Below are 23,344 nucleotides of genomic sequence, written 5' to 3' on the forward strand. Positions count from 1 at the left end.
TTATTCCTCTTTTATATCACTGTTTTTTCTGCTTAAAAAAAGTAGTAAACAAACTCCAATAACAGCTGCTGTTATTGAACTTGCGAATACTGCAATTTTTACAGCACTTACTACATGTGGATCACTAAATGCTAAATGAGATATAAATATTGACATAGTAAATCCAATTCCTGCTAAGAAACCAACAGCTACAATCTCTCTCCAAGATACATTTGATGGCTTTTCACTAATTTTAAATAAAGTTGCAAGATATGTAAATAATAAAATACCAATAGGTTTTCCTATAACTAAACCAAAAAATACTCCTAAAACAATTGTGCTATTTTCAATAACACTTTCAAACTCTAATGCAACACCAGCATTTGCAAAAGCAAATAAAGGCATTATTAAAAATGCACTAAAGTTATGTAAAGCATGTTCTAGCTTTAAAAGTGGACTTTTTGAGTTGTGCTCTTCTATCTCTTCTACAGATGTTTTATTCGCCTTTAAAGGAATTACAAAAGCAAGTAATATACCAGCAATTGTAGAGTGAATCCCTGAACTATGCACAAAAATCCATAAAAATATACCAACAAATAAATAAGGCATAACTCTTGTTAAATTAAAGTAGTTAAATAACATTAAAACAAAATATGTAAGAGCTGAGTATATTAGGAAATCATAGTGAAGTTCATTTGTATAGAATATTGCAACAACTAAAATTGCTCCTAAATCATCTACAACAGCTAATGTAACTAAAAATACTTTAATAGATAAACTAACTCTTTTTCCTAAAAGCATTAAAATTCCAAGTGCAAAAGCAATATCTGTTGCCATTGGTACACCAAATCCAGTTGGGTGAGATTGATCTATAAATAGATAAACAAGAGCAGGAACAATCATTCCACCAAGAGCAGCAATTATGGGAAAAGATGCTTTTTTTAAGCTTGATAACTCTCCTATTAGCATATCTCTTTTTATTTCTAAACCAACAACAAGGAAGAAAATAGCCATTAAAACATCATTTATCCAGTGTTGTAAAGACATAGAAAAAGTATGAGTACCAAATGAAAAACTAAAATGAGTTTCAAGTATTTCAAAATATTGAGGAGCAAAAGTTGAGTTTGCTATATAAACTGCTAAAACAGTTACTAAAAAAAGTTTAAAACCACTTAGAGTTGCAGTTGATATAAAACTTGTTATAAATTTATATTGATTTTTTATATTTACTATTGTTCTTAGATATTTTCTTGGGAGTAGATTAGCCATTTTTGTTACAGTCCTTACATTGTCCTTTTAGGATAATATTTTCAATTTTATAATTTTTTAGAGAAAAATTTGGTTTTTCAAATATACACTCTATATTTGAACAAATATCACAAATAAAATGAAGATGTTCTTTATCTTTTATTTCAAAATATCTTTTTTTATCGTTTGATTCAAAAGAGTTAATAAGTTTATGCTCTTCAAAAAATGTAATATTTCTATAAAAAGTAGCTTTATCCATTACTATGTCATTTTTAATATCTTCATAAGACAGAGGTCTTTTCGAATCTAATAAAAGGTCTAAGATACTTTTCCTAGCATTTGTAAGCTTTATATTTGAAAAGAATTTTTTATTTTCTAAATTATTCATAGGGAAAATATTACCAAAAACTTTATTAAGTGCCACTAAGTTGTATTAAAGTTTAAAAAGTTTAATATTCCAATTATACTTTGCAACTCAGTTGCATAACTCTAAGTTAAGGATAAAAAATGAGAAAGATATTGCTTATAAGTATATTTTTTGTAGTAACATTATTTGCACAAAAAGATATAATTTCTGTGACAATCCTACCGCAAAAATATTTTGTTGAGAAAATAGTAAAAGATAAGTTTAATATAAATGTAATGGTTTCTCCTGGAAGTTCTCCTCATAATTTTGAACCAAAACCATCGACTATGAAAGCTCTTTTTTCTTCAAAAATATATTTTATGATTAATGAACCAAGTGAGAAAGCTTGGATAGAAAAATTTAAAACAAATGCAAAAAATACACTTTTTGTTGATACAACAAAAGAGATAGAAAAAATTGCTATGATGGAACACTCTCATAATGAAGATGAAGATGAAGATGAAGATGATCATCATCACTCACATCATGAACATGGAGAAGATGGATTAGATCCACATGTTTGGCTTGACCCAATATCAGTAAAATCTCAAGTAAAAACTATTTTTGAAACAATGGTAAAAATAGATGAAAAAAATAGTAAGTTTTATAAAGAAAATTATGAAGAGTTTATAAAAGAGTTAGATTTATTAGATAATGAGATAAAAGAGATTCTAAAACCATATAAAGATATGGCATTTATGGTATTTCATCCATCTTGGGGATATTTTTCTAAAAGATATGAAATAGAGCAGATATCTATTGAAATTGAAGGAAAAGAGCCAAAACCAAATGATATGATAAAGTTAATAGAAGAAGCAAAATTACATAAGATAAAAATAGTATTTGTTTCTCCACAATTCTCACAAAAAAATGCAAAAACAATATCAAAAAGTATTGGTGCAAATGTTATTTCTATTGATCCTTTAAGTGATGATTGGCACAATAATATGCTACTTGTTGCAAAAGAGATAGCAAAAAGTTATAAATGATTAGATTAATACTTTTTTTAGTTTTAAGCCAAAGTTTTATCTTTGGCTGCTCTTTATGTGCAGTTCTAACACCAAAAACATATGTAACAACAAAAATTGAAGCAGATGATAAAAATATAAAATCTGTTGATATAAAATGGGAATTTGTAAAAGAGTTTTCAGAAGAACTTATGAAAATTTATGATTTAAATTTAGATAATAATTTTGATGAAAAAGAGTTAGCTCTTATAGAAGACTCTTTAATCTCTTATTTAGTTTCAAAAGATTTCTTAACAACAATATCTTATAGCAATGATTCAAAAAATAGTATTCCTTTTCGTGTAGAAAGTTATAAAATGAGCTTTACAAACAATACTTTATTTTTTGATTATAGAGTTATTTTAGATTTAGAAATATATGATAAAAACAGTCTAAATCTTAGAATATTTGATGATGAGAACTACTTTTTCTTTATATTTGAAGATAAAAATCAAGAGATAAATATACCTTATGAAGTAAGTAAAACAACAAAAATAAATGAAGTAAACTACAAAATATCTGCTTCAAATTTATCAAGCCAAAAGTTTAATATTGTTGTAAATAGCAAAAAAGAAGAAAAACAGAGTTTAGAAGATATTTGGATAGAGAATAATCAAAAAGTAGAAGATAAAGAGAGATTTGATAATAAAGTAAAAAGAGTAGAAAAACAAGAGATAAGTTTTACAGAAAAATTTACAAATAGTATGAAAAAATATCTTGTAGATATTGAAAATGGAGATAAATTTGCTCTATTTTTTCTTATTTTAGCATCTTTTTTATATGGATTATTTCATGCTTTAGGACCAGGTCATGGAAAAGCTTTGGCATTTTCATATTTTTCAACACAAAAAAGTACATATCTTGAAGCATTTACAATATCTTTTTTAACAGCTTTTATACATATTATAGGAGCATTGATAATAGTTGTTTTTTCAATACTTATTTTAAATACACTTATGAGTAATTTCTTAGAAAATTCAATTACCTATATTACAGCTTTTAGTGCACTTATAATTATGCTTTTAGCAATTTTTATTTTATATAGAAAAATTACCAAAAAATCTTGTGTTTGTGGAACTTGTGGAAGTAATGAAGAGTTAAAGTGTTCACAATTTAGTATAAAACCACAAAATATGAATTTTGTAAAAGCTACAATAAATAAGCCAATAAGATTTCAAAAAAGAAGTAAAAAACAAGATTTGGTATTTGTTTTAACAGCTGGAATTATACCTTGTCCTGGAACAGTTTTACTTTTTGTTTATGCTTTTTATTTAAAGACTTATTTTGCTGTGATTTTGGCAAGTATTAGTGTAAGTTTTGGTATGGCTTTGGTGATATTCTTATCATCATTTTTAGGAGTAAGTTTACATAAACTATCTTCAAATTCAAAAAAACTTGTAAATAGTTTAGAAATCCTTGCTCCAATTTTTATGTTTATGTTAGCTTTATTAATGCTTTTGGGTGTTTTGATTTAGATTATAGTTTTTTAATCATATGAGAAAATTGGCTTCCTGATACTTCTAAAACATCATTATCTGTAAAACCTAGTTTCTCATATAGAGCTTTTGCTTTTGGATTTTCAAAATCAACCAAAAGTGAAAGTTTTTTAAAGTTTAACTCTTTTGCTCTTTGTTCTGCAAACGAGAAAAGTTCTTTTGCTATTCCTCTTCCTTGAAATGAAGAACTAACACTTACAGTATCTATATAAAATTCATCAGGAAAACACTCTTTTTCAAAACGATCCAAAGCTATATTCTTTTGATTTATATGTTCTAAAATTGGAGAATCTAATTTTTCAACATCATTTGAACTATATGCAACCAAAATTCCAACAGTTTGATTTTGTATTTCATAAGTATAAATATTGTTATAACTAAGTCTATTTATATCCATTTTTATATAGTAATCTAAAGTTTCTAATATCTTTTCATTTTCATTTTCACCAGTTAAAGTAATTGCTATATCGTGAATTGCATCATGAATAAGAGTTGAAATATTTTCTATATTGTTTTTATTTGCTTGTTTTATCATAAATATATCCTTTTTTAAGAGTATAATTTTATATTATATTAACTAATAATAAATTAATGATATATAATAAAGAAACTATCTAGAATTTAAGTAATAAAGCTTTTAAACTTTTTATATCAAAAAGCTTTAAAGAGTTGTTTTTTAAAGCTTTTACTTCACTTGAAAAACCATTTTTAGAAAATATAACTATAATATCTGGATTTATATCTTCTTCTTTACAATCTTCTATAAACTTATTTAAATCACTCTTTTTTATTTTATTATTTGTATTTTTTACTATACCAGCTATTAAAAGTTCTGATTGAGTTCTTGCAATAATAGGAATACTTACTTTTTCATTCCAATATTGACCATGATCTTTTATTTTTTCTTCTATAAAACAATTTTTTACATAAGATAAAGCTAACTCTTCAAAAATAAAATCACTAAAATCAGCTTCTCTATTTTTAAATTTTGTTTTAAACTCTTCATAATTTCCATCTTTAATCCCTTTATAAATAGGAGAAACAAAGGCAAACCAAAATCTTATAAATGGATTTGTAAATAGTAGTTTTCTTGATATTTTAGAATCATTTCTTTTTTTTAAAATATAGTTTACAGATGAATCAATATCAATAATACCCTTATTATATAGTGATTCTACACTTTTAGAACCCTCTTCAAAACTTACAAAAGCTCTTTTAAAAGCATTTGTCTCTTTTCTATCTCCTAAAGCAATACCAGATAAAATAGCACTATCAATACTATAAGCACCTACTAAATAATTTATATCACTTTTTATAGATATATAATTATTTAAAATGTGTTTTTCTATTAATTCTAAAATATCTTTATTTGTATCAATATCAATATCTAATCCACCAAATATTGTAAAATACTCAACAGCTTTTTTCATATCACTAAAATTGTTTTTTTTACAAAATAGTATAAATTGTTCTTTTATTGTTTTATTTATTATTATCATTTAAACTATTATTATCCTTTTAGCTCTTTATTTAAATAATATCCAGTATATGAACCAGATTTTTTATGATTATTTACAAGTTCTTCAACTGTACCCATATCTACAACTTTTCCACCTTTATCTCCACCTTCTGGACCAATATCAATAATATAATCTGAATTTTTTATAACATCAAGATTATGTTCAATTACAAGTACAGAGTTTCCTAGTTCAACTAAATGATGAAGAACTTTTGTAAGTCTATCAACATCTGCAAAATGAAGACCTGTTGTTGGCTCATCTAAAACATAAAGAGTTTTTCCTGTATCTTTTTTACTTAACTCTTTACTTAATTTTATTCTTTGAGCTTCTCCACCACTTAAAGTAATAGCATTTTGACCTAAAGTAATATATCCAAGTCCAACATCACTCAATGTTTTCAATTTTGCATATAGTTTTGGAACTTTTGCAAAAAATTCTAAAGCTTCATCAACACTCATATTTAAAACATCAGATATATTTTTTCCTCTATATAATATCTCTAGAGTTTGAGCATTATATCTATGTCCAAAGCAAGTATCACACTTAACCATTATGTCTGGTAAAAAGTGCATTTCAATTTTGATTTCACCTTCTCCTTGACATTTTTCACATCTTCCACCTTTAACATTAAAAGAAAATCTTCCTATTTTATAACCTCTAAGACTTGCTTCTTTTGTTTTTGAAAATAGATCTCTTATCTCATCCATAAGACCTGTATAAGTTGCTGGATTACTTCTTGGAGTTCTTCCTATTGGGCTTTGATCAAGATATATAACTTTATCAAGCTTTTCTAGACCTTCTATTTCAACACCATCTACTTTTTTTACTTTTCTAGCACGATTTAAAAGCTCTTGAGCAACAGGAAGTAGGGTTTGCAATATTAGTGATGACTTTCCACTTCCACTAACTCCTGTTATACTTACAAGGTTTTTAAGAGGGATTTTTACATCAAGATTTTTTATATTATTTATATTTACATTTTTAATCTCTATGAACTCTTCTTGTGGTCTATTATGTGGATAATCTACTTTTTTCTTATCATTCATATATAAAGCAGTTAGTGTTTTTGCTTTTTTTAACTCTTTCAATGTTCCAGCAAATACAACTTCTCCACCAAATTTTCCAGCGTTTGGACCAATATCAACGATAAAATCAGCAGCATTTATAGTCTCTTTATCATGTTCAACAACAATAACACTATTGCCTTTTTCTTGTAAAGCTCTTAATGTTTTAATTAATTTACTAGTATCTCTTTCATGAAGACCAATAGATGGTTCATCAAGAACATACATAACACCTGTTAAACCACTTCCTATTTGAGAAGCAATTCTAATTCTTTGTGCTTCTCCACCACTTATTGTTCTTGCATCTCTTCCTAAAGTTATATAACCAAGCCCAACATCGTATAAAAAGAAAACTCTCTCTTTTATCTCTTTTAAAATAGGAGCTGCAATCATTTTATTTTGTTCACTTAAATAAGTAAAGTTTTTATCATCTTGAAAAAAGCTATGAGCTTCTTCTATTGGTACATTTAAAATATCTTGAATTGTTTTATTCGCAACATAAACAGATTGACTTGATGGTTTTAATCTATTTCCATTACAATCATCACATCTCTTTTCAGTCATATATTCAGAAATTTCTTTTTCATCTTTTATCATATCGTAAGCTAATTTGATAATTCCATCCCATTTTCTTTTAAGTTTATGTCTTTTCCAAAAAAACTCAAACTCATCAATAGTTCCATGTAAAATTGCTTTTTGATGATGCTCATCTAAATCTCTAAATGGTTTTTTAATATCAATTTTTTGGCTTTCACAAAAAGCAATAAGCATTTTAAAATAGTAACCTTTATTAAATCCATATATAATTTTTATTGCACCATCTTCTATTGTTAAATCTTCATCTATTATTTTTTTCATATCAAGTGCATATCTTATTCCAAGACCATCACAAGAGCTACAAGCACCTTTTGGTGAGTTAAATGAAAAAGATATTGGCTCAAGTGGTTCAAATGAGATTTTACAATCAAAACAAGCCATATGCTCAGAATAATGAATACTTTTTTCAATACCTAACTCTTCATGGTTTATAATCTCAACTTCAAGCTCTCCAAAACTCTCTTTTAAACCTTTTTCAACATCTTGTGCAATTCTTTCATTATTATCATCATTTACAACAACTCTATCGATAATTACTTTAATTGTGTGCATTTTTGTTTTTTCTAGCTCGATATCTTCATCAAGTCTTACCATAACTCCATCAATCATTGCTCTTACATACCCCTTAGTTCTAAGAGATTCAAGTAAATCAGCAAAGCTACCTTTTTTTCTATTTATTAATGGTGCTAAAATAATAAGTTTTGACTCTTTAGGCAAAGATAATACCTGATCAATAATATCACTTGCACTCATTTTTGAAATTGGTTTTGAGCATTTATGACAATGTTGAGCTCCAACTCTAGAAAATAGAAGTCTAAAATAGTCATAAACTTCTGTAATTGTTCCAACAGTAGAACGAGGGTTTTTTGAAGTTGTTTTTTGATCTATTGCGATTGCAGGTGTTAAACCCTCAATTCTTTCAACATCTGGTTTACCAACTTTATCTAAAAATTGTCTAGCATATGAAGATAAAGATTCTATATATCTTCTTTGACCTTCTGCATAAAGTGTATCAAAAGCAAGTGTTGATTTCCCACTTCCACTAAGTCCTGTAAAAACTACAAGTTTGTTTTTTGGTATTTCTAGATTTATATTTTTTAGATTATTCTCTTTTGCATTAAATATTTTTATTATGTCACTCATTTATTACCCTTAAAAATTTAAAGCATATATTATATAGTAATTATGTTAATAGTTTGTATATAATTAAAACCAATAAATATTAATATTAGTAATAAATTATAATCCCAAAATTTCTTTTTCTATATTTAAGATCTTCATAATATACAAATAAAATATATTTTTAGTTTTATAAGATTTAACAATATGATATGATTTTAAAGTTTTAAATCTAAAGATAAATATAAAATAATTTAAATAAACTTTTTGTTATTAGCACTCTCTACAAGACTGTTAGACAATTTTTCTATCTCTTTTGTAAACTTCAAAGTTAAATTTGATTTCTCTGCATTTTCCTGAGTGGTCTTATCTAAAAGAGAGATATTGCTATTTATTTGTTCCATTCCTAAAACTTGTTCTTGTGAAGTTTTGTTTACATCTTCAATTATTTTTATAGTTTCAGATATTATATTGTTCAGTTTATTATAATCTTCAATCATAGTTTCTGATATATTTTTACCTTCACTTGCTTTTATATTTGCATCTTCTACCAATGTTTTTATCTCTTTTGCAGCATCTGCACTTTTATTTGCAAGATTTCTTACTTCTTGTGCTACAACTGCAAATCCTTTTCCAGCTTCTCCCGCTGTTGCAGCTTCAACAGCTGCATTTAGGCTTAGAATATTTGTCTGAAATGATATTTGATCAATAATAGTTATTGCACTATTTATAGCTTTTACTTTATTATCTATCTCTTCCATAGAATATACAGTTTTTTGTGCTAAATCTTGACCATTTAAAACAGAGTTTTTTACATCTTTTCCAAGTTCTACCATTTGTAAAGCACTTTTAACATTGTTTCTTGCTATTGAAGTTATATCTTCAACAGAAGCTGAAATCTCTTCCAAAGAACTAGCTTGAATATTTGCTTCTTTTGCTAAAGAATTCATAAGTTTATTCATATTAGTTGTTTTTTCTTTTAAACTATCTCCATTTTTTAAATTCTCTTTTGCATTGTTATTTAAAGAAATACCTAGATGATTTATACTCTGCATAACAGAAAGCATTCTAGATTTTAATATTTCATCTATTTTTATATTTATTCTAAAATCATCATTTGCATAAGATTTTAATGTTGATTCTAGTTGTTCCATATTTTTTTCTAAAGAATCAAGCATTTGATTTATAGTATTTGCCAAAGTAGAAATCATAGGATTATTTGTAGTTGATTTAATTCTACACATAAAAATTCCTTGACTTAACTTATCTGTTGTTAAAACTAGCTCACCAATTAGTTTTATATCTTGTTTTATAGAGTTATCAGTCTCTTTTATTTTTGTGTTCCATCTATTAAATAATTTATCTAATTTTTTATTTCCTGTTTTCTCAATATACCTAAAACTATTTTGTTTATATTGTGTAAATTCGATATACTGCTCGAAATATTTGTCAATTAATTCTAACTCTTTTTTACTAAGATAATTAAACATTTTGATTCCTTGATTTATTCTTCTGATAAAAGTTTTGCATAAATTTTTTCATATTGCTTAATCTCTTCTTTTGAAGCTTTTCTTCTACAAGAAAGATAGCCTTTAGAACCATCACAAGAGATAAAAGGATAAACAGTTGCAAAAACCCAATAAAATCCACCAGATTTTGTTGCATTTTTTACATATCCTGTCCAAATTTCATCTTTTTGAACTGTATCCCATAAAGATTTGAAAGCTACTTTTGGCATATCTTTATCTCTTACAATATTATGTGGTTTACCTATTAGTTCATTTAAAGAATACTCTGCAATGGTGCAAAAATCGCTGTTTGCGAACTTAATTATACCTTTCTCATCAGTTTCACTTACCAAGAAAGTATTTTCTTCTAAAATAGTCTCTTTTCTCATGTTTTTCTCTTGTGTATTTATTAGCACCCCTTGGGGTGTTGTAAAAGCATTATATATTATTAATATAAAATAAACCTTATAGGTGTATTGATGAGAGAAATCGATTTTTCAGATGAAATGTTAATAGAATTTTATAGTTCTATTAGCAAAAATATAAAAAGAATAAGAAAGGAGAAAAAGATATCACAACTAAAACTAGCAAATGCAATTGGACACCAAAATGCTACATTTTTTGGGAAAGCTGAATTATTAGCAGATAATAAACATTTTAATTTAGAGCATATATATAAAATATCTTCAGTTTTAGAAGTTGATATTAATGAATTCTTCAAATAAAAATATAGGAATAATAGATATTAAAAATTATTTTTAAGAAATTTAAGATTTAACTAAGTATTTAATTTGTAAGCTTTATATACATTAATACATAAAGAAAAAAAATGCAAATAACATTAAGTGGAAATGTCTTTACATCATATGATGTAAAGACTAAAAATAGTTCAAAAAATGAGAATTCTTTTGAAGAAACTTTACAAAAACAAAATCAACAATCCTATCAAACAAATAATCAACTTTCACAAACTAGTTCTAAGACAACATTTATAGACCCATTAAGTAATCAAAAAGTATCTGTAAGTTTAGAAAATAGTACGCTTGAGAAACTACAAAATAGATTTGGAGAGAAAAGTGTAGTAAGAAATGAGGCAGGAGATGTGGAATTAAAAGATAAAGCACAAGAGTTTGTAGCTGGTTGGTTTGCAGATATTGCTTATACTAGAGGATTTTTAAAAGCAGATGTGAATAATGATGGAATTTTAAGCGAAGAAGAGTATGGAAATACAAGAAATGATACAAATATCTCTCTAAAGATAAGATTTAATAACGATACTTTTGTTGCTGAAGAAAACACTATTGAAAATTATTCAAAAAGAACAGATTTTGAATATATTAGTTACAGAACTGAAAAGAAAGAAGGTTCCATTGATGATGAGTTAAATTATACTTTAAATCTTGATAAAGATTTTGATGGAAACATAACTTTGCAAGAAGCTTATGAAGGAGAATCATCTGTTAATGACAAAGTTAAATATGATATGCAAAAGCTTTTTATAGATAGTGATTTCTTTAAAAATGACGGATATTTTGGAAATTATTTTAATCAAGCCTTAAATTATATTTTAGAGATTATGGATAAAGGTGAAACTTTAGATAAAGATAAGTGGGATCAAATAAGAAAAGATAACTATTTGAAACTAGATGGTAATTTTCTAAGACTTGATATGGAGTTAGTATCTACTCTTGATGAAGAGTTATTAAAAAAACTTTTGCAAAGCTTTGAAAATAGTTCAAACTCTCTTTTAAATAATAGTAATTTATCAAATAAAAATGAAACAACACAAGAGTTCTTAAATAGAACAAATATGATAAATAAGGAAATAAAAATCTATGGTTAATAATGGTTATAAAAAACTCTTTTTTCTGATTACATTTAGTATAGCATCTGGGGTTTGTGTCTGATGTTATATCAATAGATAGTTTATATTAAAAAAGAGAAGCAAGATTTTAGACTTTCTACAAATGTGGATATAATAAATGCAAATGGTACAAGGACATTCTCATCTTACCCAATATTAGTAAGTTATGATGATGGAACTTTAGTAACAGAAACTCAACAATTAGTTTTTGGGCAAACTTTGATGTATGGGTTTAGTAATAATCTTGATTTATTCTTATCTTATAATATTTTAAACGATAGAATAAAATATCTAGATTTTGGTTCACAATCAACAAAAAGTGATAATAGTATAAACTTCAATAGCTTATATATTGGTGGAAATTATACTTTTGATAGCTTATTGATTGATGAATTTCAACAATCGATTATTTTTCAAACTGCAGTTTTACAAAATATAAAGTATCAAAATGCAGATAAAGATTACTCTTTTAAAGATTATAATTTAAAGTATAGTGTTAAAAGTTTTTCAGATCCATTAGTAACTATTTTATCTTTAGGAACAAACCAAACTTTAAAAAGAGATATAAGTAACAATAATATTAATTTGCCAAACTCTTATTTTGTAGAATTAAATCTCTTTTTAATATTAAATCCAAATATTTCATTAAATCTAAATACAGAACATAGTTATCAAACTTCAATGAAAGAAGATGGAGTAAAAGTAAATAATTCAACAATTTTATCAACCATAGGTTTTGGTTTAACATATAATCTTAGTGAAAAAAATGTAATTACTATAAATTCAAGTGTAGGTACAAGTACAAATGCACCTGATAGTAGATTATCTTTCTCTTTATGGCACAAATTTTAATTTCTTTATTTATTTTACAAATAAGTTTATTTGCTGAATTTAAGGTAAAATCTTTTTTAGAGATAAAGTATAATGATGTTGTGAAACAGACTTATGAGGAAAGTTGTGGAGCTTCTGCACTTGCAACTTTATTTAATTTATATGGGTTTAGTATAGATGAAAAAGAGCTTATTGATAAACTAGAAACTACAGATTTGGTTACATTTAATGATTTACAAAAATTAGCTTTAGATTTTGAGTTTAATTCTAAAGGATATAAAATCTCAAAAGAGATTTTTGATGATATAACTGTACCAGTTATTGCTAGAATTGTAAGGAAAATGGATTATCCCCATTTTGTAGTAGTTTACAATTTAGATAAGAATTCTGTGATAATTTTAGATCCAAATGCAGGTAAATTTATAATATCAAAAAAAGAGTTTTATTCATATTGGATAGATAAAGAATCAAATTTTATATTAGTAGCTTTACCAAAAGATAAGAGAAAAGAGTTTAAGGAATTGGATAGTTTTTTAGTTAAATATCTTTTCTAAAGTATTATATTAAATCTCTTTGATTCGCTCAAATTCTCTTTTAATCTCTTCTATATCTTCAATTCCAACAGATATTCGAATTAAATTTATAGGTAGTTCTATTATATTTAGAAAATTATTTTTATTTACTATTAAATCGTAGTGAGCAAGATATGTATATGGCATTAGAAGTGTGAATTCTGTTCCAAGACTTGGACCTTTTGCAAAATTTAGAGCATTGTAAATTTTTTCAAAATCTTTTTCTATAACTATTGAAACTATTCCACAAATACTATTTTCATCTATCATTAGATCCTTATAGTTAGAAAAACTATCTTCATCTAAACAAGAATAAACTCTTGAGACATATGGTAGTTTTTGTAGAAAAACTATAAGTTCTTTTGTATTTTCTGAGATTTTTTTAACTCTTTTCTTATAATCTACTATTTCAATAGCCATCCTTTGGATATCTTTTATATATGGATTATCACTATGTTTAAATAATTCGTTTTTAATATGAGAGATTTTAAAATTACTATTTAAAATAATTGTACCCATTAAAACATCTGCATTTCCACAAGCAAACTTTGTTAAAGATTCAACAAAAATATCAGCATATGGTTTTAAATCAAGATTGTAAGGAGTTGCAAATGTTGAATCTATTACTAAAACAATATTATATTTATCACAAAGTTCTCTTATTCTTTTCAAATTTGCAGTTTTTACTAAAGGGTTTGTAGGAATTTCAGTAATTATTCCTAATACTCTATTTTTGTTTGTTTCTAAAAAATCTTCAAACTCTTTTAAGTTATTAATATCAAAAAAAACTTTGCTCTCTTCAAAATATCTGTTTACAATATTTGTAGTATCTAAGTAGAGCCAACCAAATTGTATTAAAATAGATTTTCCATTTCTGGCTTGAATGTTTTTCAAGCCTTTTAAAACACTATGAATTGCATTCATTCCAGAAGTACAAAGTTTAATATTTTTCTTATCTTCTTTATATGCTTTTGCTAAAGTTGATATAACAATATCTTCAGATAGTTCTTTTTCTTCTAGTTCTTCATTTTGTAAATAAGGGATAAGATTTAAATTATATAGATAATCTTCAGCAAATCGTGAAGATAAATTGTAGCCAATATGTTGAATAAATTTTAAAACTTTTTCATATTGTCTTCCTTTTATAACTTTTATAATTCCAAAACTTTCATTAAATTCAAATTTATTATGAATAAAATATCTATTACTCACAGCTTCAACAGCTTTTTTACTACTTAATAAAATTAATTCATATTCATTTTCTACACTATATTTTTCTTTTAAATATTTTGCTAGAAGTTTTAAATAAGGATGTATCAAAAACCTTGGATATGCAACTTTAATTTTTTCTAATATTTGAGGAGTTTGTTCTTCATAATCAATTACATCTTGAAGTGTTGGCATAGATGTAGAAACTGCATGAATATTGTTTTGTGGAAGAGTTTCTCCACAAGGAATATGTTTAAAAGTAGGCTTTTTTATCATTTTATCGCTTGTAAAATATCATTTTTTAAATCTTTTATACTTTCAAAACCTATTGAAAATCTAACAGTACTATTTGTAATCCCAATTGCTTTTAACTCATCTATTGAAAAACTTGCATGAGATATTTTTGCTGGAATCTCAACTCTACTATCTGCACTCCCAAAAGAGCATTTTTCTCCAAAAATGTTTGCATTTTTTATAAACTTTTCTGCTAGTTTTTCATCTTTAAAATCTGCACAAAAAACACTAGGAATAATTCTTAGTTGTTTTTTTGCTAAAGTTCTTTGTGGATAAGATTTAAGTGCAGGAAAAGTAACTTTTTTTATAAAATTTTGTTTTTCAAGCCATTTTGCTAATTTTTTAGCAGATTTTTCACTAGCCTTCATTCTAACTTTTAAACTTGAAACTCCTAAAGATATCAAAAATACATCCATTGGATTTTGATTTCTTCCAAAAGCATTTGAATAAAAATGAAGTTTATTAGAGAGTTTTTCTGTTTTAGCAACAATAGCTCCAGCGATTACACTTCCATGACCACTTATAAATTTTGTTGTTGAAAATAAACTAAAATCAGCCCCTAAATCTAAAGGTTTTTGGCTTATAAATGTTGCAAGAGAGTTATCAACTGCAAATAAAGTATCATTTTCTTTACATAGTTTTGCAACTTTTTCTAAATCAATCATTTTAAGTCCAGGATTTGTAGGGCTTTCACATAAAGCTAAATCAACACTATTTGATTTTAATATATGTTCTATCATATTTAAATCATTGAAATTTGTAAAAATTATATTTAAATTGTATTTCTCTTTATAAACTTTTAAAAGTCTAAAAGTTCCACCATAACAATCTGCTTCTACTAAAATTGTAGAGTTTGCTTTTAAAACTGTTTCGAAAAGTAGGGCAACACTCGCTATTCCTGTATGAGTACAAACAGCTCCAGCACCATTTTCTGCAAAAGCAAAAAAGTTTTCTAAACTCTCTCTTGTAGGATTATCACTTCTTGTATAATCATAAGTTTTATTTGAATTTTGATCTCTTAAATCAAAAGTTGCAGTGTTATAAATTGGGAAATGAGAAGAGTTTGCAATATCTTTAAATGGTGCAAAATCTTTTAGATGACAAATCATAGTATCTAAATTTTTATTCATAAATATCCTTGAAGAATTGTAAATATTTTTGCTAATTTTTAGGAAATTGTACCTAAATATCATTAATCTTTAATGATTAAAACTATGTATAAATAATAAGTAATTATTTTAATAAGTATAAGTAAAACTGTTTATATTTGATTTTCTTATAAAATATATTTTACTCTTCTTCTCTAATCCTTAAAAAAGAAGCAAACTTTGGTTTATTGTTTTTTGTAAACCCATAATATTTAAATGTTACAATATCTCCTATCTTTGGTGGATTTAATCTCTCTTTATTTGTAAAACCGCCACCAAGATTGAAAATAATTCCATTTTTAAGCTTCACTTCTAAACTTTTTAAAGTTCCATCTTCTCTTAAGTTTAAAGCTATAACTTCTGCTTCATCATCAAAAAACTTTTTTACTTTTAAAATATTAGAATCTCTCCCTGTAAAATAGTTTAATTTTGGATTTTTTATTATTACTCCTTCTCCTTTTTTTTGTATAATTTTATTTAAAAAGTCATTTAAATTTTTACTATTTTTAATAAGATTTTGAGGAATAATTTTTAAATAGTTATTTGGATTATTTTTTAAATAAAGTTCTAAGAAAGCTAGTCTTTCATAAAAATCTCCACTTTGATTTGGAACTTCAAAAATATTATAAGTGATATTTTCCCAGCCTTTATCCTCTTTTTGACTTAAAACAATACTTTGAATATTCTCAAAATCATCTCTTTTTGTCCATAATTCTCCATCTAAAGAGAATGGTGGAAAATCTTTTGTAAACCAAGATGGAACATAAATTTTATTTTGATTTTTACTTAGAAGTTCTTTTCCATTCCAGTAAGCTCTTATTCCATCAAGTTTTTCACTCATAAGCCAAAAATCATACTCTTTTTTGTAGTCTTGATAAATCATAGGTTTTTGAAGTTCTAAAGAGAATAAAAAATTAAAAGCTAAAAGAAAAGTGATAATAAATCTCATAAATTACTCCTAAATAGATATTTTAAACTATAAAATAATTTAATTTTAGCTAAAATTACACACTTTTGAAAATAAAAGGGAAAACATTGAAAAATAATAATTTAACAGATGAAGAGAAATGTTTTCTAATAGACTCAATAAGAAGTATAGAAGATTTCCCAAAACCAGGAATTAGTTTTAAAGATATTACAACTTTATTGAATAATAAAGATGCCTTTGAACTTCTGATGAATCATTTAGAAAATAGATATAAATCATATAATTTAGATTTTATAGCAGGAATTGAAGCAAGAGGATTCATCTTCGCTTCAGCTTTAGCAAGTAGGCTTAATATAGGTTTTGTTCCTGTGCGAAAAAAAGGAAAACTTCCAAGTACAACTGTTTGCGAAAAATATGAGCTAGAGTATGGTTTTGACGAAGTAGAGATACATTTAGATGCTTTTAATAATAAAAAAGAAGCAAGGGTTTTATTAATAGATGATTTAGTTGTAAGTGGTGGAACTGCTTTTGCATCTGCTAGTTTAATCAAAAAACTAAATGCAAATTTAGTGGAAAGTTGTTTTATATTAAATTTTTCAATTCTTGATGGAAAAGAAAAACTAAGTAAACTAGCTCCTGTTTATACAGTATTAGAAATTTAGAAATAGGATAAAAAATGAGTAATTATATCCCAAAAAAAAGTATATTTGATCCAAATGAAAATGGAGTTTTTGGAGAGTTTTTTGGTGGACAATATGTTCCTGAAACTTTGATGCCAATTTTAAAAGATTTAGAAAAATCTTATAGTAAATATAGATTTGATAAAGAATTTTGGGGTGAAGTAAACTATCTGTTAAAAGATTATGTAGGAAGAGAAAACCCTCTATATTTTGCAAAAAATATTAGTCAAGAACTTGAATCTAAAATTTATTTAAAAAGAGAAGATTTAAATCATACAGGAGCACATAAAGTAAATAATGTAATAGCTCAAGGAATTTTGGCTAAAAAAATGGGAAAAACAAAAGTAATAGCTGAAACAGGAGCAGGGCAACACGGAGTTGCAACTGCAACAATTGCAGCTTTACTAGGGCTTGAATGTACAGTTTTTATGGGTGCAAAAGATGTACAAAGACAAGAGCTAAATGTATTTAGAATGAAACTTTTAGGTGCAAAAGTTATTTCAGTTCAAAGTGGAAGCCAGACTTTAAAAGATGCTATGAATGATGCAATTAGATATTGGGTTACAAATGCAAGAGATACATTTTATATAATAGGAACAGTTGCAGGTCCTCATCCATATCCAATGATGGTGAGAGATTTTCAAGCAATTATTGGTTATGAAGCTAGAAAACAGATTTTAGAAAAAGATAATAAATTACCAGATTATGTAGTTGCTTGTATTGGTGGTGGTTCAAATGCAATTGGAATGTTTTCACACTTTTTAGAGGATAAAGATGTAAAATGTGTTGGAATTGAAGCTGGTGGTTTAGGAATTGAAACTTCAAAACATGGATCTTGTTTAGCAAAAGGAACACCAGGAATGCTTCATGGTCAATGTTCATATCTACTTCAAGATGATGATGGTCAAGTTTTAGAAGCACATAGTATAAGTGCTGGGCTTGATTATCCAGGAATTGGACCTGAACACTCTTTTCATAAAGATAATAAAACAATCGAATATGACAATATAACTGATAAAGAAGCTTTAGATGCTTTTGTTTGGTTAAGTCAAAAAGAGGGAATAATTCCAGCTTTTGAATCATCTCATGCTATTGCTTATTTAAAAAAAGCAAAAGATAAAATAAAAGGAAAAACAGTAATTGTTTGTTTATCTGGACGAGGTGATAAAGATATGATACAAGCAAAAAGCTTGTTGAGTTTTGATAAGGAATAAAATGAAAAAACTTTTTAGAAAAATACAACCATATACAGGAAAAATATTTGCAATTTCTCTTGTAGTATTCATAGCTTTTTTAGCTTACAGTTTATATCAAGCACCTGGTGTTGGTATTGAAGATAAATTTATAAATTTATTAAAAACTTATGGATATATAATACTTTTTGTTTGGAGTATGCTTGAAGGTGAAATGGGATTAATAATGGCTGGTCTTATGGCACATGAAGGTGCTATGAATCTTTTTCTAGCAATATTTGTAGCAGGACTAGGTGGTTTTGCAGGAGATCAAGTATATTTTTATATAGGAAGATTTAATAAAAAAGCTGTTTTGAAAAAACTAATAAGCCAAAGAAGAAAATTTGCTTTTGCTCATTTACTTCTTAAGAAACATGGTTGGCCAATAATTTTTACTCAAAGATATATGTATGGAATGAGAACAATAATTCCAATGTCAATAGGAATTACAAGATATGATGCAAGAAAATTTGCATTTATAAATCTTATTTCAGCTTGGGCTTGGGCAAGTATTACTATATTGCCTGTTTGGTACTTTGGAAATGAGATTATGGTTGTGCTTCATTGGGCAAAAGAACACTGGTATATGGCTATTCCAATAGCAATTTTATTTGGTGGAGGGATTATATATATGTTTAATAAAGCAACTAGAAAAATTGAAAGAAAGGTAATGGATGAAAATTAATATTATTGAAAACTCAAAAAATAGACAAAATGATATAGAGATTATTTTAGTAAATAGTAAAAAAGAGCTTGGAACTTCTATTGACTTAGAACTTCTTGAAAGTTTAGATTTTAAATTTAAAGATGAAAATGTGGCTCTTCTTCTTGAAAGTAGAAAAATATATTCTGCTTTTGAGGAGTTTACTTATGACTCTTTGGCTATTGCAATTTCAGGTGCAATCAAAAAATTCAAAAGTACAAAATTTAAAAGTGCAAAATTAGTTTTAAATAAAAAACTAGAGATTAGTTTTAAAGCTTTAGTTGAAGGTGCTACACTAGGAAGTTATGAATTTGATTTATATAAAAGTAGTAAAACAAAATCAAATCAAGAGTTTTATTTTGAAATAGATAGTAAAACTAAAGAATTAGAAACTATTTTTAAAGAGAGTTTGATTATTGCAAACGCTGTAAATATTTCAAGAGATATGGTAAATACTGCACCAGCTGATTTTACTCCCTTAACTTTTGTAAAAGAGGCTGAAAAGATTGCAAAAGAGTTTGAACTAGAGTGTCAAGTTTTTGGAGAAAAGTATCTTGAAAAAGAAAAAATGATGTCAATGCATAGTGTAGGAAGAGCATCAATTTATGAATCTCAATTAATTCACTTAAAATATAAACCAAAAAAATCAAAAACAAAAATAGTTCTTGTAGGAAAAGGTTTAACTTATGATAGTGGTGGATTATCTTTAAAACCAGCAGATTTTATGATTACAATGAAAGCCGATAAAAGTGGTGGAGTTGCTGTTTTAAATACTATTAAAGCTATTGCTAAGCTTAAATTACCAATAGAAGTTCATGCTATTATAGGTGCTGTTGAAAATATGCTTGGTGGAAATGCTTACAAACCAGATGATATCTTAAGAGCAAAAAATGGAAAAACTATTGAAGTAAGAAATACAGATGCTGAAGGAAGATTGGTTTTAGCAGATTGTTTATGTTATGCACAAGATGAGATTAAAAATATTGATTATATTTTTGATTTTGCAACATTAACAGGAGCTTGTGTTGTTGGACTTGGGGAATATACAACAGGAATTATGGGAAATAATTCAGAACTTAAACAAAAAGCTTTAGAAGCTTGTGAAAAATCTGGTGAATATGCTACAAAATTAGATTTTAATAGATATCTTAAAAAATGTATTAAATCAGAAATAGCTGATGTTTGTAATATATCAAATACAAGATATGGTGGAGCAATTACAGCTGGAATATTTTTAGATAACTTTATTTATGAAGAAAATAAAGAAAAATGGGTGCATTTTGATATTGCTGGTCCAGCCTTTGTTGAAAAAGCTTGGGGATATAATCCTTATGGTGCAAGTGGAACAGGTGTAAGACTTGCAGTTGAACTTGTTAAAACTTTAATATAAATCTTTTTAAGGCAATAAATTAAATTTTATTGCCTTGCTTAATTGAAATCAAATTTTTCTAAATACTCTTTAATCTTAGGAATGAAATTTTTTCTACAAACTAAATAAGTAGGAATATTAGAATTTCCTTCTAATTTTGTAAGCTTTAGTTTATCTTTATAATTTAATTTTTCTATTATACTAATAGGAAGAAAACTTTTTCCCATTCCAGCTTTTATACAAGCTAATATTGTTTCATAATTACCAAATTGAAAGTGTTTAAAATCATTATTAGAGATATTTTTTAAATAATTTTTAGAAAAATCGTTATAAGCACAACCATTTTTAAAAGTTATTAATACATTTGGAGGAGTTTTCTCTTTTGATTCTGCTAATACAATCTCTTCATCAATTTTATTTAGAATTAATAAATCATTATTATTAGGATTTCCACTTATAAATGCGATATCAACTCTATATTCAAGAAGGTTTTTTATTGTTTCTTTAGTAGTATTTGTAATAAGTTCTAAATTTATATTTGGAAAGTCATTGTTTAATTGAATTAAAAAGTTTATTAATTTCGTACTAGCATAAGATTCAGTTGAGCCAATAGTTAAATTTATTTGGGTTTTCATATTTTGCATTTCATACTTTGCAAAATCTATCTTTTTTACAATATCTAATGCATATGAATATAGTTTTTCTCCTTCTTTTGTCAAGATAATGCCAGAAGGTACTCTATGAAATAAAATAGTATCAATAGAGTTTTCTAATTGTTTTATTCTTGAAGTTACATTTGATTGAGCAAAACCAAGCTTATTTGCAGCCTTTGATATACTTTTCTCATTTGCTACTTCTATAAATATTTTTAATAGATTTGAGTCCATATCACTTTTCCTTATATCATTAATAATGATTTTATATTTGACATAAAATCACTTTTAATGATATTATAATTAAAATTAAAAGGAGAGTAAATGCCTGTAATAAGTATAAAAATGACAAAAGAAGATGGTGGTGCAAGACAAGAACAAAAAGATAAATTGGTAAAAGGAATAACAGATTTATTTAGTGAAGTATTTAATAGATCAGCTTCAAATGCTGTTGTCTTAATTGAGGAAATTGATATGAATAATTATTTTATTGGTACAAAGTCTGTAAAAGAGATTAGAGAGAATAATAAGAAGTAAGTATATTAGTTATAAGCTCTAGCTTTTAGCTAGTGCTTATAGATTATTTTTTATCAGAATTTTGATTTGTAGTATTTGTTGATGAAGAAGTCGAATTAGTTTCTTTTTTGTCAAACATATTTGAAGTTTTATCTTCTTTAGTTGCTGTTTCAGCTTTTTTGATTAAGCTATTACCTTCAAAAATACCTTTAGCTTCAATAATGAATTCTTCAGATTCAACAGTACCTTTTACTTTACCTTCTGGTTTTATATCAACTTTGTTTGCATTTAAAGAACCTTCTGCTAAACCTTGAATAACAACTCTATGAGCATTTATTTCACCTTTTACTTGCCCATTAACACCAATATTAACCTCTTTTTGAGAGTAAATATTTCCTTCAAAAAAACCATCTATATATAAATTACAAGATAATCTTATATCACCAGTTATTTTAGTTCCTGAAGTGATAATTGTAGTTGAGGAGTCGGCTCCTGAACTCGTAAGTTGCTTATCGCTGTTATTAAAGAATGCCATGATATTTCATTTTCCTTTTCAAAAATTTCTGTATAGTTTTTTATATCCCATCTTGCAAAAGTCATAGGATCTAAAGTTCTTGTTAAAAAACGAACCTCATAATGTAAATGAGGACCACTACTTCTACCTGTGTTTCCAGTGTATGCAATAAGGTCGCCTTTTTTAACGAAGTCGCCAGATTTTACCATAGCTTTGTTTAAATGTGCATAATAGGTCTTAAATCCATATATATGTTGTACAACAACTAGGTTTCCATTAAATTTATCATAAGCTGAATGATGAACAACTCCATCAGCTGTTGCATAAACTTCAGTTCCTATTGGAGCTCTTAAATCAACTCCCATATGAAGAAGTTTTTTATCTAAAATTGGATGCTGTCTGTATCCATATGGACTTGTAACACCATTAAATTCAACAGGAAAACCATTTGGAACTAATTGCAATAAAGTTGCTCTTTGTTCAGAGTCTAGTTTTGCAATGTTTACTCTTTCTTTTAATGAATTATTTTCTTCAGTAGTAGAAATACCAATCAAATTTTCTATTTTTGATAGATATTTTGAAGCTTCTGTTATCTCTTCATTTTTTTCATTTAATTCTAATTGAGTTTGCCCAATTAATGCATTTAAATCTTCATTTAATCTTTGAATTTCAGCTAATTCATACTCAATATTTATCTTTTCATTATCTGTTTTATTTAGAGTGAAGTTTAAGATAAAAGCTGTTGTAAGTGAGATTAAGAAGATTGAAAATATTGATACTATTGTATATAAAAACGGTTTTTGGGGAACCCTTAATTGATACATTCCTCTTTCATGATGAATGGTTATATTAAAGTAACTTTTCTTTACCTTTTCCATATTTCCTCC

Annotated in this window: 24 protein-coding genes; 11 read left to right on the forward strand and 13 right to left on the reverse strand. The window is 26.2% G+C overall.

Going from position 1 to position 23,344, the window contains the following annotated elements; genetic code table 11:
- The gene (nhaA, locus tag ATH_RS03795; protein ID WP_083190930.1) at positions 1–1,248 is read right to left on the reverse strand and encodes a Na+/H+ antiporter NhaA; all 1,248 of its coding nucleotides are present in this window, start codon (positions 1,246–1,248) and stop codon (positions 1–3) included.
- On the reverse strand, positions 1,241–1,651 hold the full coding sequence (locus tag ATH_RS03800) for a Fur family transcriptional regulator (RefSeq protein ID WP_228260054.1): 411 nt from the start codon (positions 1,649–1,651) through the stop codon (positions 1,241–1,243). Before ATH_RS03800 ends, nhaA begins: the two co-directional genes overlap by 8 nt.
- An 83-nt stretch (positions 1,652–1,734) precedes the next feature.
- On the opposite strand from ATH_RS03800, the gene ATH_RS03805 reads away from it, so the two are divergent.
- Both ATH_RS03805 and ATH_RS03810 read left to right on the forward strand, forming a co-directional pair.
- Positions 1,735–2,622: a metal ABC transporter solute-binding protein, Zn/Mn family gene (locus ATH_RS03805; RefSeq protein ID WP_066178847.1), complete on the forward strand. Its 888-nt coding sequence runs from the start codon at positions 1,735–1,737 to the stop codon at positions 2,620–2,622.
- Complete coding sequence (locus tag ATH_RS03810) at positions 2,619–4,115, forward strand: HoxN/HupN/NixA family nickel/cobalt transporter (protein WP_066183452.1); 1,497 nt, start codon at positions 2,619–2,621, stop codon at positions 4,113–4,115. The genes ATH_RS03805 and ATH_RS03810 overlap by 4 nt, the downstream gene beginning before the upstream one ends.
- A 1-nt stretch (position 4,116) precedes the next feature.
- On the opposite strand, the gene ATH_RS03815 is transcribed toward ATH_RS03810, so the two are convergent.
- The 5 genes from ATH_RS03815 to ATH_RS03835 all read right to left on the reverse strand — a co-directional run bounded on the left by ATH_RS03815 (position 4,117) and on the right by ATH_RS03835 (position 10,333).
- A complete protein-coding gene (locus ATH_RS03815; RefSeq protein ID WP_066178841.1) occupies positions 4,117–4,671 on the reverse strand; it encodes a GNAT family N-acetyltransferase in 555 nt (184 codons plus the stop codon).
- A 79-nt stretch (positions 4,672–4,750) separates the two neighbouring features.
- Positions 4,751–5,635 (reverse strand): DUF234 domain-containing protein, encoded by an 885-nt coding sequence (locus tag ATH_RS03820; RefSeq protein WP_066183455.1) that lies wholly within the window; start codon positions 5,633–5,635, stop codon positions 4,751–4,753.
- Positions 5,636–5,646: 11 nt separating this feature from the next.
- Complete coding sequence (gene uvrA, locus ATH_RS03825; protein ID WP_083190931.1) at positions 5,647–8,460, reverse strand: excinuclease ABC subunit UvrA; 2,814 nt, start codon at positions 8,458–8,460, stop codon at positions 5,647–5,649.
- A gap of 230 nt (positions 8,461–8,690) precedes the next feature.
- On the reverse strand, positions 8,691–9,926 hold the full coding sequence (locus ATH_RS03830; protein WP_228140851.1) for a methyl-accepting chemotaxis protein: 1,236 nt from the start codon (positions 9,924–9,926) through the stop codon (positions 8,691–8,693).
- 14 nt (positions 9,927–9,940) lie between these two features.
- Positions 9,941–10,333 (reverse strand): PAS domain-containing protein, encoded by a 393-nt coding sequence (locus ATH_RS03835; RefSeq protein WP_066183458.1) that lies wholly within the window; start codon positions 10,331–10,333, stop codon positions 9,941–9,943.
- A gap of 90 nt (positions 10,334–10,423) precedes the next feature.
- On the opposite strand from ATH_RS03835, the gene ATH_RS03840 reads away from it, so the two are divergent.
- The 4 genes from ATH_RS03840 to ATH_RS03855 all read left to right on the forward strand — a co-directional run bounded on the left by ATH_RS03840 (position 10,424) and on the right by ATH_RS03855 (position 13,193).
- Positions 10,424–10,669, forward strand: coding sequence for a helix-turn-helix domain-containing protein (locus ATH_RS03840; protein WP_066183462.1), 246 nt, complete (start codon positions 10,424–10,426; stop codon positions 10,667–10,669).
- 104 nt (positions 10,670–10,773) lie between these two features.
- Positions 10,774–11,787, forward strand: coding sequence for a hypothetical protein (locus ATH_RS03845; RefSeq protein WP_066183464.1), 1,014 nt, complete (start codon positions 10,774–10,776; stop codon positions 11,785–11,787).
- 126 nt (positions 11,788–11,913) lie between these two features.
- Positions 11,914–12,660, forward strand: a complete 747-nt coding sequence (locus ATH_RS03850; protein ID WP_066183466.1) for a hypothetical protein — start codon at positions 11,914–11,916, stop codon at positions 12,658–12,660.
- Positions 12,645–13,193, forward strand: a complete 549-nt coding sequence (locus ATH_RS03855) for a C39 family peptidase (protein ID WP_066183469.1) — start codon at positions 12,645–12,647, stop codon at positions 13,191–13,193. Before ATH_RS03850 ends, ATH_RS03855 begins: the two co-directional genes overlap by 16 nt.
- 9 nt (positions 13,194–13,202) lie before the next feature.
- On the opposite strand, the gene ATH_RS03860 is transcribed toward ATH_RS03855, so the two are convergent.
- From ATH_RS03860 to ATH_RS03870, 3 genes are all read right to left on the reverse strand, one after another.
- On the reverse strand, positions 13,203–14,696 hold the full coding sequence (locus ATH_RS03860) for an aminotransferase class I/II-fold pyridoxal phosphate-dependent enzyme (RefSeq protein WP_066183471.1): 1,494 nt from the start codon (positions 14,694–14,696) through the stop codon (positions 13,203–13,205).
- Positions 14,693–15,844, reverse strand: a complete 1,152-nt coding sequence (locus ATH_RS03865; protein WP_066183473.1) for a trans-sulfuration enzyme family protein — start codon at positions 15,842–15,844, stop codon at positions 14,693–14,695. Before ATH_RS03865 ends, ATH_RS03860 begins: the two co-directional genes overlap by 4 nt.
- Positions 15,845–16,004: 160 nt before the next feature.
- On the reverse strand, positions 16,005–16,811 hold the full coding sequence (locus ATH_RS03870) for a DNA ligase (RefSeq protein WP_066183477.1): 807 nt from the start codon (positions 16,809–16,811) through the stop codon (positions 16,005–16,007).
- Positions 16,812–16,897: 86 nt separating this feature from the next.
- Between ATH_RS03870 and apt the strand changes: the two genes are divergently transcribed.
- The 4 genes from apt to ATH_RS03890 are packed head-to-tail and all read left to right on the forward strand — an operon-like array spanning position 16,898 to position 20,795.
- A complete protein-coding gene (gene apt, locus ATH_RS03875) occupies positions 16,898–17,452 on the forward strand; it encodes an adenine phosphoribosyltransferase (protein WP_066183479.1) in 555 nt (184 codons plus the stop codon).
- Positions 17,453–17,466: 14 nt separating this feature from the next.
- Positions 17,467–18,684: a tryptophan synthase subunit beta gene (gene trpB / locus ATH_RS03880; protein WP_066183484.1), complete on the forward strand. Its 1,218-nt coding sequence runs from the start codon at positions 17,467–17,469 to the stop codon at positions 18,682–18,684.
- 1 nt (position 18,685) lies between these two features.
- Positions 18,686–19,387 (forward strand): DedA family protein, encoded by a 702-nt coding sequence (locus tag ATH_RS03885; protein WP_066183486.1) that lies wholly within the window; start codon positions 18,686–18,688, stop codon positions 19,385–19,387.
- A complete protein-coding gene (locus ATH_RS03890) occupies positions 19,377–20,795 on the forward strand; it encodes a leucyl aminopeptidase (protein WP_066183489.1) in 1,419 nt (472 codons plus the stop codon). Before ATH_RS03885 ends, ATH_RS03890 begins: the two co-directional genes overlap by 11 nt.
- A 38-nt stretch (positions 20,796–20,833) precedes the next feature.
- Here ATH_RS03890 and ATH_RS03895 read toward each other — a convergent pair whose 3' ends face one another.
- Entirely contained in the window at positions 20,834–21,661 is an 828-nt protein-coding gene (locus ATH_RS03895; protein ID WP_066183491.1) for a LysR family transcriptional regulator, read from the reverse strand.
- A gap of 90 nt (positions 21,662–21,751) precedes the next feature.
- Here ATH_RS03895 and ATH_RS03900 point away from each other — a divergent pair, with 90 nt between their 5' ends.
- Positions 21,752–21,964, forward strand: a complete 213-nt coding sequence (locus tag ATH_RS03900; RefSeq protein WP_066183493.1) for a tautomerase family protein — start codon at positions 21,752–21,754, stop codon at positions 21,962–21,964.
- Positions 21,965–22,007: 43 nt separating this feature from the next.
- Here ATH_RS03900 and ATH_RS03905 read toward each other — a convergent pair whose 3' ends face one another.
- Both ATH_RS03905 and ATH_RS03910 read right to left on the reverse strand, forming a co-directional pair.
- Positions 22,008–22,478: a bactofilin family protein gene (locus ATH_RS03905; protein WP_066183495.1), complete on the reverse strand. Its 471-nt coding sequence runs from the start codon at positions 22,476–22,478 to the stop codon at positions 22,008–22,010.
- Positions 22,391–23,335, reverse strand: coding sequence for a M23 family metallopeptidase (locus ATH_RS03910; RefSeq protein WP_066183498.1), 945 nt, complete (start codon positions 23,333–23,335; stop codon positions 22,391–22,393). The genes ATH_RS03905 and ATH_RS03910 overlap by 88 nt, the downstream gene beginning before the upstream one ends.
- Positions 23,336–23,344 lie beyond the last annotated feature (9 nt).

Source organism: Aliarcobacter thereius LMG 24486 (genome assembly GCF_004214815.1).
Taxonomy (GTDB): domain Bacteria; phylum Campylobacterota; class Campylobacteria; order Campylobacterales; family Arcobacteraceae; genus Aliarcobacter; species Aliarcobacter thereius.